We start from the raw sequence: 15,245 nt of genomic DNA, 5'->3' as shown, positions 1-15,245 counted from the left end.
CGGCGTCATCATGACAGGTACAGACGATCCGGACGGCGCAAAACACTGCCGCCGTTTAATGGTTGCTCAGGGGAATACACGAGAAGCGACCGAGGGAAGAGCTGCTCGTATGGACGAGATGAGCCAACGGCTTCGACAATTCGAAAGGTCTCGCTTTGACTTTCCACGTGCGGGCAACGAACCTCTCACAGCGTCTTGAGATACTCGACAAGTGCACGCCGCTCGGCGTCGCTCAATTCTGGCCCGATGACACCAGGCGGCAGCTTCGTTAAGTCGGTTTCCTTGCCTTCAAACGAATGTCCACGATTGCCGTTCCCAAGCAGCGACACATTGAATTCCGTCAGACCGGCCGCACAGGCGTCGCTCGCTTGTGTTTTCGTAACAAGCCCGACATTGACTGGATCGAATTCGCGACTGCCAACGCAGAAGGACCTCGGCCGCTCCTTCTGCGGCAACAACATGTGTCTTAGCGTCGGAACGGACCCGTTGTGCAGATACGGAGCTGTCGCCCAAACACCATCCAGCGGGCGCGCCCGATATTGAGGTTCGAGGGCAAGAACATCTTCGTCCTTTCCGTTATGGTTCGCCCGAGCCCCAACGTAGACTCGTTGGTTTTGGCAATTCTTCCTGGGTCCCCAGATCTGCTGCTTGGCTTCTTCCGAGGTGCCGTTCGCAATGATCCATTGGTCAATTGTCTTTCCGACCACGTCCATAAGTGCGAGTACGAAAAGAGGATCTGCCCCTTTGTTCACTGGAAGGCCGCAAGCCCAGGCTTTGTTGAGGTCATCGACTGGACTTAATCCAAGTGACTCGGGCAGGTGAACGCGGCGCGTCGTGAGGACATCGGATTGTTGACGATCGGTACCGATCGCCGTGACCGGCATCTGAACCACATTGAAATAATGCCGCCCCCCTATGTCCACCCAATTCTTCTCGTTCTTGGCGGAGCGATCGGGGTTCTCCGGCTTCCAGAACGAATCCTCCGGCCATCTTTTGTCGAAGGCAGGATCGTTGACCGGGCCTCGGTGGCATTCAAAGCAGTGCGCGCGATAGAGATCGCGGCCACTTTCAACGAGCTTTTCGTCAATGCCCCATGCCGGGTCGCTCCGAAATTTTTCCTGTGCGTCCTTCCACCTGGGCGCTACGAGCCCGGTAAATTTTTTGCCGCTTGCATCGGCCGCCGAAAAGGGATCGGCGCCGCGCAGAAGCTCTTCGAACCGCGCGATGTCGGACAGATGTATCGATGAGGCAAAAAGTGGCCGTCCGGGCGCGGGCGCGGTCATATTGATTTTCGCGCTGACACCGAGCGCCTCGCCTGAATTGCGAACAAGTTCGTTGAGAACGGAGGCGTCATACTGCGCCCAGAGGAAATATGGTGTGTCCCAGATCGGCGGAAAGCTCACGGGCGCATCGTGGCGGGCTAAGTTGCCCTTGAGGAGTGGATCCGCGAGTTCACCGGTCAGGGGATCGAGTAGGTTGCTATAGAAAACCTGGTTCCCGATCCGGTTCAGCGCGTCAAGTCGACCGAAACCTTCATCGAGATCCGCAACTCCCTGTTCCGTCAAAAGGCTATCGCCCTGCGCCTTTTGTTTTTTGATCTTTTGAAGTGCAAGGTCCAGATCGCTTCGAAGCTGCTTTCGATCAACGCCTTGACCTTTGATCTGCTCCAGTCTGCTGGCGAAACGCTCGAACCGCCACGGCAAAATCAGCGTGTAGCCGATAGACAGCCCGACGACTCGTTCAACCTCCCCGAGATTGACCATCGCCGGCCCACCGTCGAACCGAAGGCTGACATTTTTGTACTCCAGATGCCCCGTATGACAGGCGGCGCAGGTCAATCCGATCTGATCTTCGTACGAGCCTCCCGTCGCCGGGTCGACGCCGCCCTTAAGGATGGCAAACCCGACAGGCAAGCCATTTGGATTGTCCGGTAGGTCTGGAGTCCAACCGGGGCTCCCACCGCCCGCATTCGACCCATCTTCGTGATAACCGTATGAGGGCGCGTTACGGGCGAAGTCCTTTGAGCCAGGACTCGGGATAAAGCCAAGGCGGCGCAAGTAGTCGTCGTCCGTCAAGCTCGTGTAAGAGAAGGACAGCTCCGGGCGCTCCAACGCCAGGAACCATTGATAAGGGACAGGTATGGTCGCCGTCCCCTGCGAGGTGTGGTGAAACCAATAACGCTGGCGCGAGCTCCAATTCTGCGGGAGCCAATAGGCGCTTTCGATTTTCGATGGCTCCGGCAAGGTAGCAGGCAGCAGTTGAGCGAGGAGATTTGCGTCGTTCTTGATTTTGAGAGCTGCATCGCGAACCTTCTCAGGCGCGAAATACACCAAGCCGGCCGGCACAATCGCGACGACGACGATTGCGAACAACAGCCCGGCGACATGAGGCCAGCGCCTCACCCAGGAATAACGGCGAGAGCCGAAAGAACGTCTCCCCATAGCAAGTACTCCATCTATCTCTTTCGCGCGTTCAGCCGCGCCGGCGGGCAGCCGGAAACGGCGACAGCGTCTGTTACTTGCTCAGCAATTTTCTATTGATGAAGGCGACCACGTCGGCCGTCTCGGCTGCCGCGCGTCGCGTTATCGTCGCCGCCGCCGGCCCGCCCTGCAAGAACGAGGGGAACCAACCGAAATTGCGAACATTCCAGTTTTCCTTTGGCAAGACCGCTCGGTCCACGCCTGGCACTGCGAAGTTTGGAACTTGCCTGGCGAGTGGCTGCGCCGTCTCGGTGTGACAGCTGACGCAATCGGTATTGAAGAAGTGGCTTTTCTTCGGGTCGGCAATGATATTGACAATTTCGAGTATGCGACTGTTGGGCACGTTGCCATCAATGAACTCGGATGTCGAAACACCCTTGCGATCGGCGGCTGCTAAAGGCGGATTTTGCAATGCCGCGTGACGACAGGTGATCGGACTCTGATTGTTGGTAATCGGCAGGGGGATGACGTGTTTTCCGCCGATGATGCTGAACATCTGCGCTGCGTGTACGCCATCAAGCGTCGGGCCGGGCACGGGTATTAAGCCAGCCTGCGGGACCCTTAACATCGAGACGAAAATCCAGGGCTCGGGCGGCGAGATGCCCATGACAGCCATGGTGTTGAGGCGCTGCGGTGAAAGATGCTTCTCAAGTAGGGCCTTGAGTGTATCACGAAACGCCTTTGCCGATGCCCCAACAAGGCCCGGATGCACATTCAGATCACCAGCAGTCGAGACTTTGACATTGCCAAAATGTCCGGCTGCAAGTTGATCGCGCAAGGTCGCGACGTCACGAATGATTGCCTTGAAGGCTTCATCGTCCGGCTTGAACCGCGGAAACGGCGCACAACCGTTGAGAGGCGGATCCGGGTCGAGGCTAAAGCTAAAGATGAGGTGGCCGGCGGTGTCATGAACTTTGAATCCGTCTGGTCCATTGGTCACCGGCTGAATGATGAGGCGGATTTGCGGTTGTCGGCCAAACTGGGCAATGACATCCGGCGACAATCCCGGCGCGCCCGGGTCGATTCTGATACCGGCAACAAACCAGGCGTCGATCTTTTTCACGGCATCGGGCAGCTGGATGTGGCGTACACCTGAGTCGGGCACTCCCGGACGCTCGGGATTCTCGGCGTTGGCGATAAAGCGTGCAAAGTCTGCGTCGGAAAAAAGTCGCTGCGGAGATCCTGTGGGCCCGGCGAGATCGGATGCCGCGATCAGATTGGCCAGGTCAGCCGACGACTGCGGTGGAGGGAAGAGGATGGACACATCGTTGGGCGAAAGCGGCTTTGCGGCCGTTTGCGCCGGAGCCGCTCCCACCCCCAAAGCCGTGACGAGCACCACCCCCGCCGCAAACAGTCTTGCAAGCCGTCGACGAAACCTTGATCCGCGCATTTCACCCCTTGCCGTCATTGGCAATCCCCCTTTGAGACCAAACGTTCAAACATCAGTCGTCGAAATCTCGACGCAACGTCCACTCAACAAGCAAAACGGACCGGTGGCTCAAGCTTCTCATTCCTCACCGTAGAACTGGCTTTGCAGGGTCTTGATTTTCGTCGGATGCAACGCCTCCTCGATACAGCCGAGGAACATCTCACTCCTTGCATTGACGCGCGCGCCGTCAGCCGGGGCATGTTCCATGTCCGTCTGCAATGCACGCACGGCCGTCCAATCCTTCGCACGATCTTTCAGCAACTCGAACAGTGTCTGATGGTTTTCGTAAGGACGGGTTCGAAAGTGAGCGAACGTCACCTTGGCTGCAATCTTTGCATCCCTTAGCGCGTCGGGAAGCGTTAGCAGATCAAGTCCTTCCAGCTCGTCAAGTTGTTGCGTTTGCCTCTGCGCTTCCTGATATTGTTCGCGCCCGACCAATTGATACATTCCTCGCGGACGAAATAGCCATCCGTCATCCGTTCCGGGCTGGTTTCCGAACGGGTTGCCGTCGTAGCCAAGAACGAAGTTGGCCAACTCCTTGGGATGGTTAAGCAATGAGTTCACGTCGACGGCCGGCCTGTTTGCGGCCACAAGCTTTGCGTTGTTCTTGTCGATGCGATCGTGCCATTTCTGCGGGATTTGAGAAACCGCGCTGTAAGAGAAGTTCTCGCTGCTGCGCGTAAAGTCGGAGCTGTCGTAGGAGACTGATCCCAGAATATAGGCCAGGATGCGGGGATCCGTCTCCTCGACGCGATCCCATTCCTGCAACAAGGCTTTGACCTGCTCGGCCTGAAAATATGCCATATAACTCTTGCGATATGGCGGAACAGGTGAAGGGGCCGGCGAATGGTCCTTGCTCGATTCAGTCAGCTGGTGCGCGTAGGCGGCGACTCTATCCTGATATTTCTCATAACCGCGCTCTTGCAACCAATTGCTCTCATAACAGGCAAGCAATGGCTGCGGCTTGATCTTTGGAGTTGGTCGATATTCCTTGGCTAGCTCGTCGGTGTAGGCAGCCTGTGCGAGTTTGGCGTCTTTGAGCGTTTCAAATGCGGACGCGACCGATCCATTCAGAAGATGAAACAACTTCACTTGCAGGCAATCAGCGTTGCTCTGCCTCTGGCGGGACTGATCGAAGTCGTCCTTCGGCACGCAGTCCCAAAACCGGCCACTGCTCAGTGAGATGATATCTTCGGTCTTCTGGGACAACGTCCATCCGAGCGGAAGGCTATAGAACAAGCCTGTTATGTCGGTTCGGCCGAAGGTTGGAAAACGCTGCACGCTGGGGGTGACTTCCGCGTCCGGCCGACGATCGATGCTGGTTGCATGATTGAGCGCGACATAGGTTCGGGAGCTTCGCGTGCTCAAGAGCGCGCGTACCGGCTCCATGAGCTCACCGAACATGAATGAACCATGATCACCGAATTGCCCGCTCACCAGGGACAGCAGGTAGATCCGGAATTTTGGCGCGTCAGAAGTGCCCTTGATGCTGTTAAGCTTCTCAATCAGGTCGAGCGCGGTCTCGATCCCCGAATTCTCCACATATCCGCCATCCACCAGGCGCGCCTGCGCGTTAGTGGTTATGCAGTCATTTTTCAATGAGACGGTCGCTGCCGGTGTCACCCATGGAAATCGCGCGCTCGTGAATGCGGCTGTGCTGAGCGGAATCCGAAGTGAGTGGCTCTTGACCGTTTGGTCGGCCCCCGTTGCCACGCGTTCGAGTCCCGCGAGAATACACAGGTCCGTGTCATTCGGGTGTAGCGGATCGAAATCGAAGGGAGAGATGACGGCCCGTTTGCCGCTGCCGGCATCTGTCGTGTTGAACAACAGCGCCGGCATGTTGTTGCCGGCTGTCCAATGGGACTGAAAGTCGGCCCTTAGCAGATTGGATTGATCGCCGGTGCCCTTGTGGCTGTCGAGCATTCTGTCGCCGGCGTTTTCCAAAGTATATTCCAGAAAACGCGCGCGATCGAAGGCGGGGATCGCGACCGGAGAAAACATCTGAGTGAAATCGGTAAACAGGAAGCCGGCAACCAAAGGCGACAGAAAATCGGTCGCCAAGACGCTTGCAACGCGCTGCTCCACCGGCCCAGGGGCATCAATATCTTGGACTCGTCCGACACCGGCCAGAAAGTCCGCGATTTTCGGGCATGTCTTTCCGTCGGCGGCATTCGAATCGAGGGACGCATTCTCGGCGTGGAGCGCAGCGGCGAAGATGGCGGAACCGACGCTGCCTCCGGAGACAGCGCTTATCGCAAACAGATGCTGTCGAAATGCCGGACAGAGATCCTGCATTCTCGCAAGAAACCGCGCCGCATTATTCGCAGCATAGATACCTCCTCCTTGAGCCGCGACAATGAAGACGGGATATTCGCCGAGCCTCCTGGCTTCCTCCAGCCGCGGCTTCTGTAAGAGCCACTCACGGAACGCCGCGACCGCAGACATGCGCGCGTCTTTTGGCAGGCTGTTTGCTTCAGCGACGGTGCGCAGTTCGTGGTCGTTGCCTCCCAACAAGGAGGCAAGCAGAAACAAGCCGCCAAAGACAACCGGTATAAATGGAAAGGTAAACTTGATCGTCAGTAGGGCAAAGTGGACGGTGAGACCAACGACGCAAACCGCAAAGAGAGCGATCACGCCGAACGATCCGAAAAATTGTGCGAGCCTATCCGGCAGCAGAATGAATGCTGTTGTCAACAGGACGATGCCGCCGATCGTGAGCGCGAGAAACCTGTAGCGGATGAAGTAGGTATTGTTGGCGCGGCTCGCGAGATCAATCGATCGATCTCTTGATCCCATCCGCCACGTAAATATCACGAAGCAGACGAGCATGATCAGCATGGCGATTGCGAGGATGAGCAGTATGTTACGCTCGAACGCGAGCGCCTGGTCCTGAATGCGGAAGATACTTCCGACTTCCTCGACCTCACCGACCTTTCTCGCTGGGCGCGACGCGAATTGACCTGCCGTCGCGGCGATTATCGGCAGCGCCCCAAGCAAAACGGGCGCAAGTCTTATGTAAAAGGCCAAACGGCCCGTAGCGTGGGCGATTTCTGGCAGGGACGCAGTTGTGAGCTGAAACGCGCCTGCCCAGATCGTTACGGCAATTACGCCTAGGGCGGAGAACTCCTTGACGGTTACCCAACCAATGTCGTCAGCGGCTATCCGATAGAGCTCCTGGATCTGATCTGGCAGATATAGCAATATTGAGATGGCTACCGACAGGACAATCATCCACCGGAGGTTGCGTAACAGGGCAAAGAGCTGTTCGCGCACAGTCATCGCATCATTTCCCTAAGAGGTTTGCGGAGATACTCACGGAGTTAGCAAAGCAGACGCGGATTCCGGACATTCGTGCTGCTGGTACCGAACAGGATCGAGCCCGTGGACATACAGGGGACCTGCAACAAAATAATTATGGCGCGCTCGCGAGAAGAGCGTCGAAATTTATGACTTAACCTACAGTAGCAATCCGGCTTTGTCGACGGTGGATCAAGAGTTTTTCGACGCGGATACCCGAGACTATGACGAACTCGTTGGCTGCATTGCCAGTCCACGCGGCAAGCACACGCCTTTGTGCGTTGCGTACAACATTCCTCGGCCTCCAGTCGATAGATCGTCTTTCGCGCTACTCGCCGTCGGACAGGCGCGGCGCGGTCAACGTACCGTACCTTGAAGTCAAAGTTTCTCAATTTAGTCCGACTAGAGTTTGAATTTATGCGCCTGATTGGCTGACTGCGCAGCTTTTGCGCGCACTCAAGTGTCGATCCTAATCCTTGGTCTGCGCAAGCAATGCGCGATAGGTGAGCTGATAGAAACGACCTCAGCGGATTAAGATGCGCTCCGAGATGGCGCCCATTGGGCACGAGCGACAGTCTCGGGCGGTATCGCGCCCTGATTGGGATCTGCGCAAATCATTACAAACCTGGCGCTGCCGGCCCGAAATTTACGCAGCTCTCGAGGCTCTCGCGCCGAAACGACGCAAGAGCTGCTCTACCTCAGCGGTAGGCTTGGCGCTGCTGAATAAGACTCCTTGCACCTCGTAGCAGCCCTCGACGCGAAGCCAATCGAGCTGCTCGGTAGTCTCCACGCCCTCTTCGGTCACGGTGATGTTGAGGCTACGCCGGAAGCCCGAATCGCGCGCACGATGGCGACGCAGTCGGAACGTTTCGCAAGGTCCTTCACAAAGCAGCGATCGATCTTGATCTTGTCGAATGGAAAGCTGCGCAAACAGTTTTTTGGCCATGGCGGGCATCCTTGCCGCAGGAGCAGGTGGGCATGATGCTGCCATCGGCGTGCTGGGATGGATTGTCAGTGCGGCAGAGGGAATTCCCCACTTGCCTTTTTGCAGAAGCAAGGCGGTTTTGGGTTGGGCGCCCGCAAGGCTGAATTGTCCGGTATCGCGCGGCAACCGCCATGCAGCGTGATCCTCGCGTAAGGTCTGCAGGCGTTTGGCGATCGCCGTCTCGTCAAGCCATTCGACCATGTCGTCAGCACCGCTTCGCAAGGCCTCCAGCCGATCGGGGGGGACGAACTGAACGGCACCCGCGCAGTCCTCGCCGACATGGGAAATAAGGGCAAACACGTTGCGCGCGGACACCTGAAATCTTCGGGCCCACCGTTCGAGCACGCGTTCGTTGTCGGGCAGGAGTCCCCAGAGGAAAGCCTGCACTGCAGAAGGACCGTGCTCTTGGCCGCGAGCGGCATGGACAGCGACAGCGGATAGGCTCCTTCGGCCTGGCGCCAGTCCCTGTCATAGACAAGGTGAGCCGGCCGCGGGCGTTTTTGCGCTGTCGTTTTGTGTCGATGCATGATAAGCGCTGGATAGTCGGACAGCCGACGATCGAAATCCTCTAGCTCGTCGGGCGGCAACACCCGCTCGTGGACGGCAACACACGAGATGCAACGCTGCGATGGCGCTTGAATTCGGCGTTCGAGCGATCGTTTTTGATGAATTCCACCGTATCGATTGTGCGAAGTTGCGATTCTGTTAAGCGCAGAGCTGCCCCACGTTAGAAAGACATTCGAGGCCGTTGCCCGGATCCGACTACGGTCTTCCCGCGTTGGGGCAACCCGTGGCCGGAGCGTAAGTGATGGAGTTCGCGCCGGTGCGCGACACTCCGAATCGAGGGTCTCTTTTTGAACGTGCATCTCGGCGAGCCTCGTATATTTGGCGAAGCCAATTGGTTGGCAAGCAGTAGCCGCCGACATGTAGGCCGGGGGTCTCGCTGGGAGCCACATACTTCGGGCCACTTCTCGGCATTCTCCAATAATCGACGGAAGTAAGCGCGTGAGGCCCAACAAATTGTCCTGTCTTGAACCTTGTCAGCGCGAACGAGCTTTGAGCAGGGTCCTAACATTCGACGGCACCGCATTTGGCTAAGCAAGCAACGCGAGGGGGAAATGGCTCTGCTGAGAGTCAGGAGCTGGTGCGGCGATTAACGTTGGAGATCAGATGCCTGAACGTCTGTCTGGAGGATTTTCTTCACGTCCGAGCCGAGGCACTCGGCATTAGTGGAACACAATTGGCGATCTTGATGGTGGTGATGGACTTAGACAAGGATGGCGGTGCTCCGGCCGGAGTGGTCGCAAAACTGATGAAAGTCGATCCGTCCTTCATCACGCTACATTCGAAGGCGCTGGAGAAAGTCGGATTTGTGCGGCGCAAGACTGGTGTCAGGGATGCTCGGGTCGTCCAGCTCTCGCTAACGGACAAAGCCCGTAAGCGTCTCGCGAACATCGCTGCACAACAGGAAGAACTGGATCAATTTGTTTTCGGTGAGCTTGGCATTGAGGAATCGACGAGACTGTCGAGCCGACTTGCAGGGCTCAGGAAGCGGCTGGAGAGAGCTCGCCTGAAAGCCGAACTGAACACCGGCGCGGCGTCAGCCCGAGGGAGGGGCCGACGTTAGAAGGGAGGCGCTTTGGATCATCAACGGTTGCTTGAATGTGCCGCAGGTGCGTGGGCTGTTGTCCAGTGAGCACTTGTCCGTCGATGGCAGCTGATCGAAGCCTGGGAGCCAGCATGAAGAGCTTCGCGCCGAAGGATGGTGGCGATCCCCCATCTGGCAAGCAATCGGGCAGCGGTCAGGGACGCAATGTCGAGCGCGACTTCCATGGCGAGAAGCGCAAGAACGACACGCATTCTTCGACGGCCGACCCCGACGCCCGCTTGTTTCGCAAAGGCGCTGGCAAGGAGGCCAAGCTCTGCCACATGGGGCATCTGATGATGGAGAACCGCAACGGGCTGATCGTCGATGCGCGCCTCACCGAGGCCAACGGTACGGCGGAGCGAACGACCGCTCTCGAAATGATCAAGGACAACGCCAAGCCGGGGCAGCACCGTGGGCGCCGACGAGAACTATGACACCGCCGACTTTGTCACCGGTTGCCGCGAGCGCTGCTGCACGCCGCATGTCTCGCAGAACGACACCAACCGCCACTCGGCGATCGACGCGCGCAGGACCCGGCATCCCGGCTATCGCATCAGCACGATCAAGCGCAAGCGGATCGAAGAACCATTCCGGTGGATCAAGACGGTCGGCGGTCTGCGCAAGGCCCGGCATCGTGGCCGAGGCCTGGTCGAGTGGTTCTTCGTGCTCACCGCCGCAGCCTACAATCTCGTTCGTATTCCGAAGATGCTGGCAGCAACGGGATGAGCCTGTCTGGAGCGTCAAACATGAGCGAAAACTGCGCGTACAGCGCTCTTTACCACCCATCGATTGGCTCATCCTCGCCCCGCACATCAGGAAAATCGCCCTTCGAGACCCATTTTTCAGCAGCCTGCTCTCATGTTTGCTGTCAAGGGACTCGATCAAGCGGAGCCGCTTCCGGCTGAGCGCCCGGACGCTGGACTTCGAAGGTGCCCACGGTAGGAGGCAGGGCCAAAGACGACGGTTGATCAAGCTCTCATGCGCGGGTTGCCGAGCACACGCATCGCCGTGGCGCGGGCTCTCACCAAGTCGCGCATGGCCTCATGCGCCGCATCCGGAACCCACACGGCTGTCAGCTCGTCGCTCCGGTGCAGCTTGGCCAGCATCGCCGCATCGCGCCGGTCGGTTTTTACCCGATCCCCGGCTTTCGTCGGGATCGGCGAGGGGGCCACCACGATGCAGTTGTGCCCCAGTCCAGTCAGTTGTCGATGCAGGCCGTATCCGCAGGGGCCGGCTTCATAACAAAAACTTACCTGCCGGTCACCCTTGCCAAGCTTCTTCGCCAGCTTGGCGATTTGATCGGCGCGATTAGGGATGATCCCCAAGTTACGAACTTCCCCGCCGCGCATCGCTTCGGCCACTGCAACCGAAATCGTCGCCTTGTGCACATCCAGCCCCACGAAAATGCTATCGTTCATCAGGCCCGCTCCCCATGCTTGAGGCTCGGCGCCGGGACCATCGGGCGCAACCCTCGATAGGAGCTTGCCGCGGGGCGGGCCGCCCGTCACCTCAGAGGGCAAACATAGGGTCTAGTGCTTGCGGACACGCGTCACAGCTTGAGACGGTCGCGGCATTCAGCGGAAGATCGCTTTCTCCATTCCAAAATCAGGAAGTGCTGCACGACGAAGATACCGAGCGGCTATGCGCCCCTGCCACTCCTGCCGGCGCGTAAACGGCAAGGATGAGGCAGACGTCTGAAGTGATCCACGTCACTTTGCGGTTCCTACCTGCCCGAAACGGCTCGGGCCCGATTCCGCCTTCATCATTGCACCGGCTAGCATGAACGACGGCTTAGTTGATTCGGGATTACTCCACTCTGCGCCGTCGTGACATTCGACCATCAATGCCTACGGCATTCATCTGCAGCGGCGCCGTCGGAACGATGTGAACGACGTGATAGCGGTTGTCGTGCAGGTACCGTAGGAAGGCGGGCATCATCGCGGCGGTATGTGCTTTGGCGTCGTGAAACAGAATGATCCCCTTCCCCTCGGCATTGAGCCAGCTGGTGATCAGCTTCAGCTCCTGGTCTGGCGTCATTTCCTCCCAGTCGCTGGCCCACAGGTCCGCTCCGAACACGACGATGCCCCGAGACTGGAGTAGCTCGAGCGTCTGAGGGGTCGAGTCGAAATAGGGGAAGCGGAAGAACGGCGTCGAAGGCGCCATTGTCGATACTCCATGGAGCGCCATTTCGTCGGCGGCAATCCCGCGATCGATGTCCTCTTTCGCCTTCTCGAAGCTGATCTTCGACGCCATCGAATGCGACCAAGTGTGGTGCGCGATGGTGTGGCCTTGCGCGGCCGCGCGCCGCGCGAGCTCGGGAAATTGGGCTGACGACTTGCCGACCAGGAAGAACGTGGCTCGGACGCACTCCTGCGCGAGCGCCGCCAGCACCTTTTCCGTGTACGGCGGCCGGGGCCCGTCGTCGAAGGTCAGCACGACCTCGTGGTCGGCCAAGGGGAGAGTTTGGGGAAAGCTCTTCAGTCCAACCCGCGGATGAGTCTTGGCGTCAACGGCGAGCACGCGCGAGGTCCCGAGTGCGTCCTTGCGCGGACAGTCGGCCGCCTCCGCAGCCGTGATGCCGGCAAGCACCGCCGTCGCGGCGCTCACAAGCAGCAGGGCCCATTCTGCCATCGAGGTCGTCCCCGAACAGGTGTCTGGTTGCGGCCTTGAACAAGTTAGTCTTGCCGTCATGGCTGGCGTTACATCATCATGCCGATGGCTTCAGCCGCCTCGTTTCCATTTCGGACTAGCTGATCCGTCGCGGTGGACCTGCGCTCAGATCGGACTATGTCGCTCCCGAGCGCATCAAATTGTCTGCAGCCAGATCATTTTCTGCTTCGTCCAATTGGAATTGGTTTGGCCGCCGCCATTGCACTTTGCCGCTCTCCACAAACGTCGGCTCGTGTAATGGTCGCGTTCGCCCTGCACAGTACCGATATGGCGATATTGATTCATACAATGGCGCGGCACTGACGCCTGAAGTCCGCGTTCTGATGCCGCTTTTCGATGGATTTCACCAACGACTGTCGGCTTGTGCCGACGGCGCCGGCAATCGACAATTACAGCGACTGACGGGCAATACCGTCAACTTCATGAGGCGACGTTCTTCCTCCAGAGGACAAGATATCGATCGAAACCGCTTAGAAACGGCGGCTTTGCCGCGAAGCCGCCAATGCTGCAGAACGCCTACTGGATGCCGACGCTCAGCAACCTTCACCGCAGCAAGACCATCGGCTCATAATTCCATATGCTCGATGTCGATCGGTTCCTCGTCGTCGGATGCAGCCGCTAAGCGAAGGCAAAGACGAGTAGGCTCGAGCAGAGCAGCGCGAGGCCGGCCGCGGTCAGTGCCAGGAAGCTACCGGAAACAAGGTTATGATTGCGCATGGAAATACCCTCGATTGCACCGCAGAAGAGAGCAGCAACCGCTGCGTTGCGCCGTTTGACCGGTCAGCACCTAAATTGACATTCAAGACCAGCGCATTATTCCTGCTGTTGTTGGGGGGATAAGCATTTTTGCGTCGGGTTTACGGCTCGCTCCGCCGTCTTGCGGCGGAGATAAAGAAACCGCGCATGCGAACCGTAGGAGTGCTCAGCGCTTCCGCGTTGCAGCTCTAACAGACCCGGTCTCCTAGCATTTACCCGCCGATCCGATAGCAGATGGGCCAACTTGGCTTCGGAAGAAAGGTCAACTTTCAGGCGTGGAGAGCTTACGACGTTGACACGCCGATTTAAGCCGCTTGAACACTGCCCATCGACGTGTCGAGCTTGGACATTGATGTCGCTTTCGATCAGCGGGCTTGAGGAACGCCCACATCCAGGTCGGAAGCGCGGTCATGCCGGCGTTGATATCGGCTTTAAGCGGCGGCCCTGGCGACGGGTCGTCGAAGAGCTTGGCAAGCTTTCGTTTAACCCGGTCACTCTCGCCTTCACGGGCCAGGAGATCACGCAACCAGTGAAGTGCCTGGATGATGCGCATGGCCGGCCGTCCGACCCAAAAGAGCTTACTGGCAGCGGTTGGACGGAAGGTAATGGTGATGTTGCCGAGCTTGATCGGCTGTTTGCGCGCGTCGGTATGGACCACGATTTTCGCTGGCACAGCGTCGGTCAGGCCCAGGTCGTTCGCGGCGGTCATGCCGTCGACGAGCATCCGGTTCTGGTCACGCCGCCCGACGGCGTCGATGACGGATCGCGGATCGGGCGGGTTGGGTCTCTGGGTCAGCTTGTTGAAACCGAGCTGGTCGTAGAGCCCGCGGTCAATCCGCCTAAGGTTTTCGGCGTTGGTCAGCCGCTGCAACGTCTTGTCGACGGCGTCTCGCGAAGCGAGGTCGACGAAATCGGTCGGCGTCCAGACCTTGCGTGGGGCATCCGCCCGGATGCCCTCCAGGATTGCGGTCTTGAGATCAGGTGAGTCGTCGCTCATGTCCGAAAAATGTATAACTTTCTCGGACACACCTGACCGAAATATGTATACAAACTTCGGACGCTCCTGCTAACTGGCCAAATTATCCTGATTTCAGTCCGACCCGGCCACGAGCGAGCTAGGTGTTCCCGGCACTTTCTGCCAGCCAGGCCCGGGCCGTCTCGACCCGCATCCGGTGCAAAGCCATCAGGCGCGCATACAGTGAGTTCGAGCTGCCAAACCGTCAAATATCCTGATTCGGCCCGACGGAGGTGACGATCCTCATTGGGATGGGCCAGCAAATAATCGATGATGTCGTTGAGGCTTTGAATGCTGTTCGACCGCCGGCGGGCGGCTTTAAGAGCCGCATTGGTCGCCTCGGTCATCGCCGCCAGGGAACGCTCTGGTTTCCCAGAAGGCGACCTCTTGATCAGAAGCAGGCAGCTCCACGTCGGAAATCTCAACCAGCTGCCCGCTCATCCGCAGGTCTTCGGGGCTGCAATAGTCGGGATTCGGCACAAGGCTGATTCCGGCAAAAGCGTAGGCTTGGGCGGCTAGCCGCGAACAGAACTGCTTGCGGTTTCCGGTACGCCGAATCTTCCGTGCGACAACGGCCATCGCCTCCTTCTTGGAGTATTCGGTGCCGGTGGCAGCTCTGGCGAAATCGGTAACCTTCCGGATCACCTCTTCACCCAACGGCGTTCGATGTCGCAAGACGAAACGACGGCATCGTCTTCCAGGAAAAGCCGTTGCAGGTTGCTGGAATGAACGCCATGCGCCGTTGCGTCGATCAGGGAGGAGTGCTGGACGTAGACCATCGCATGCGAAATCTCGCTCTTGGTCATGCGCCGGACGGCTTTGCTCACCTTGTTCGGACCTGACGTCAGGATGATGTCGCCCGCCTGCAGGCGCTGCGGGTTCAGCTTTTTCATAGGCTCATTCACGTCGTCTGTGCGCCGGCGCGCAGGCCGGAAATGCTTTGAAAAAAAGGCCTTGCGCAGTCA

General features: G+C 58.4%; 8 protein-coding genes and 4 pseudogenes. 2 read left to right on the top strand and 10 right to left on the bottom strand.

Going from position 1 to position 15,245, the window contains the following annotated elements; translation table 11 throughout:
* Window positions 1-185: 185 nt before the first annotated feature.
* The 5 genes and pseudogenes from QCM77_RS05075 to QCM77_RS05055 all read right to left on the bottom strand — a co-directional run.
* Window positions 186-2,372: a di-heme-cytochrome C peroxidase gene (locus tag QCM77_RS05075; RefSeq protein ID WP_279682135.1), complete on the bottom strand. Its 2,187-nt coding sequence runs from the start codon at window positions 2,370-2,372 to the stop codon at window positions 186-188.
* Between the two features lie 142 nt (window positions 2,373-2,514).
* Entirely contained in the window at window positions 2,515-3,888 is a 1,374-nt protein-coding gene (locus tag QCM77_RS05070; RefSeq protein ID WP_279682134.1) for a hypothetical protein, read from the bottom strand.
* A 99-nt stretch (window positions 3,889-3,987) separates the two neighbouring features.
* A complete protein-coding gene (locus QCM77_RS05065; RefSeq protein ID WP_279682132.1) occupies window positions 3,988-7,188 on the bottom strand; it encodes a hypothetical protein in 3,201 nt (1,066 codons plus the stop codon).
* 664 nt (window positions 7,189-7,852) lie between these two features.
* Window positions 7,853-8,136: pseudogene (locus QCM77_RS05060) on the bottom strand (EAL domain-containing protein); the annotation flags it as partial.
* Between the two features lie 358 nt (window positions 8,137-8,494).
* A pseudogene (locus tag QCM77_RS05055) lies at window positions 8,495-8,578 on the bottom strand (hypothetical protein); the annotation flags it as partial.
* 853 nt (window positions 8,579-9,431) lie between these two features.
* On the opposite strand from QCM77_RS05055, the gene QCM77_RS05050 reads away from it, so the two are divergent.
* Together QCM77_RS05050 and QCM77_RS05045 are read left to right on the top strand one after the other, a co-directional pair.
* Window positions 9,432-9,818 (top strand): MarR family transcriptional regulator, encoded by a 387-nt coding sequence (locus QCM77_RS05050; RefSeq protein WP_279682130.1) that lies wholly within the window; start codon window positions 9,432-9,434, stop codon window positions 9,816-9,818.
* Window positions 9,819-9,849: 31 nt separating this feature from the next.
* Window positions 9,850-10,565 (top strand): annotated as a pseudogene (locus QCM77_RS05045) (IS5 family transposase); the annotation flags it as partial.
* A 266-nt stretch (window positions 10,566-10,831) separates the two neighbouring features.
* Here QCM77_RS05045 and QCM77_RS05040 read toward each other — a convergent pair.
* The 5 genes and pseudogenes from QCM77_RS05040 to QCM77_RS05020 all read right to left on the bottom strand — a co-directional run.
* Window positions 10,832-11,257 (bottom strand): annotated as a pseudogene (locus QCM77_RS05040) (IS110 family transposase); the annotation flags it as partial.
* 388 nt (window positions 11,258-11,645) lie between these two features.
* The gene (locus QCM77_RS05035; protein ID WP_462804296.1) at window positions 11,646-12,452 is read right to left on the bottom strand and encodes a polysaccharide deacetylase family protein; all 807 of its coding nucleotides are present in this window, start codon (window positions 12,450-12,452) and stop codon (window positions 11,646-11,648) included.
* A gap of 1,075 nt (window positions 12,453-13,527) precedes the next feature.
* The gene (locus QCM77_RS05030; protein ID WP_279682126.1) at window positions 13,528-14,262 is read right to left on the bottom strand and encodes a DUF6088 family protein; all 735 of its coding nucleotides are present in this window, start codon (window positions 14,260-14,262) and stop codon (window positions 13,528-13,530) included.
* A gap of 336 nt (window positions 14,263-14,598) precedes the next feature.
* Window positions 14,599-14,937 (bottom strand): hypothetical protein, encoded by a 339-nt coding sequence (locus QCM77_RS05025; RefSeq protein ID WP_279682124.1) that lies wholly within the window; start codon window positions 14,935-14,937, stop codon window positions 14,599-14,601.
* Window positions 14,922-15,173: a C40 family peptidase gene (locus QCM77_RS05020; RefSeq protein ID WP_279682123.1), complete on the bottom strand. Its 252-nt coding sequence runs from the start codon at window positions 15,171-15,173 to the stop codon at window positions 14,922-14,924. Before QCM77_RS05020 ends, QCM77_RS05025 begins: the two co-directional genes overlap by 16 nt.
* Between the last annotated feature and the right edge of the window lie 72 nt (window positions 15,174-15,245).

The organism is Bradyrhizobium nivariense (genome assembly GCF_029846695.2).
Taxonomy (GTDB): Bacteria; Pseudomonadota; Alphaproteobacteria; order Rhizobiales; family Xanthobacteraceae; genus Bradyrhizobium.
This window is presented reverse-complemented; position numbering and strand designations above follow the sequence as displayed.

What these genes read in the sequence shown, in the direction of transcription:
- QCM77_RS05070 (WP_279682134.1), bottom strand. Translation starts at nt 3,888, where the DNA reads ATGACGGCAAGGGGTGAAATGCGCGGATCAAGGTTTCGTCGACGGCTT.
- QCM77_RS05030 (WP_279682126.1), bottom strand. Translation starts at nt 14,262, where the DNA reads ATGAGCGACGACTCACCTGATCTCAAGACCGCAATCCTGGAGGGCATC.
- QCM77_RS05065 (WP_279682132.1), bottom strand. Translation starts at nt 7,188, where the DNA reads ATGACTGTGCGCGAACAGCTCTTTGCCCTGTTACGCAACCTCCGGTGG.
- QCM77_RS05020 (WP_279682123.1), bottom strand. Translation starts at nt 15,173, where the DNA reads ATGAAAAAGCTGAACCCGCAGCGCCTGCAGGCGGGCGACATCATCCTG.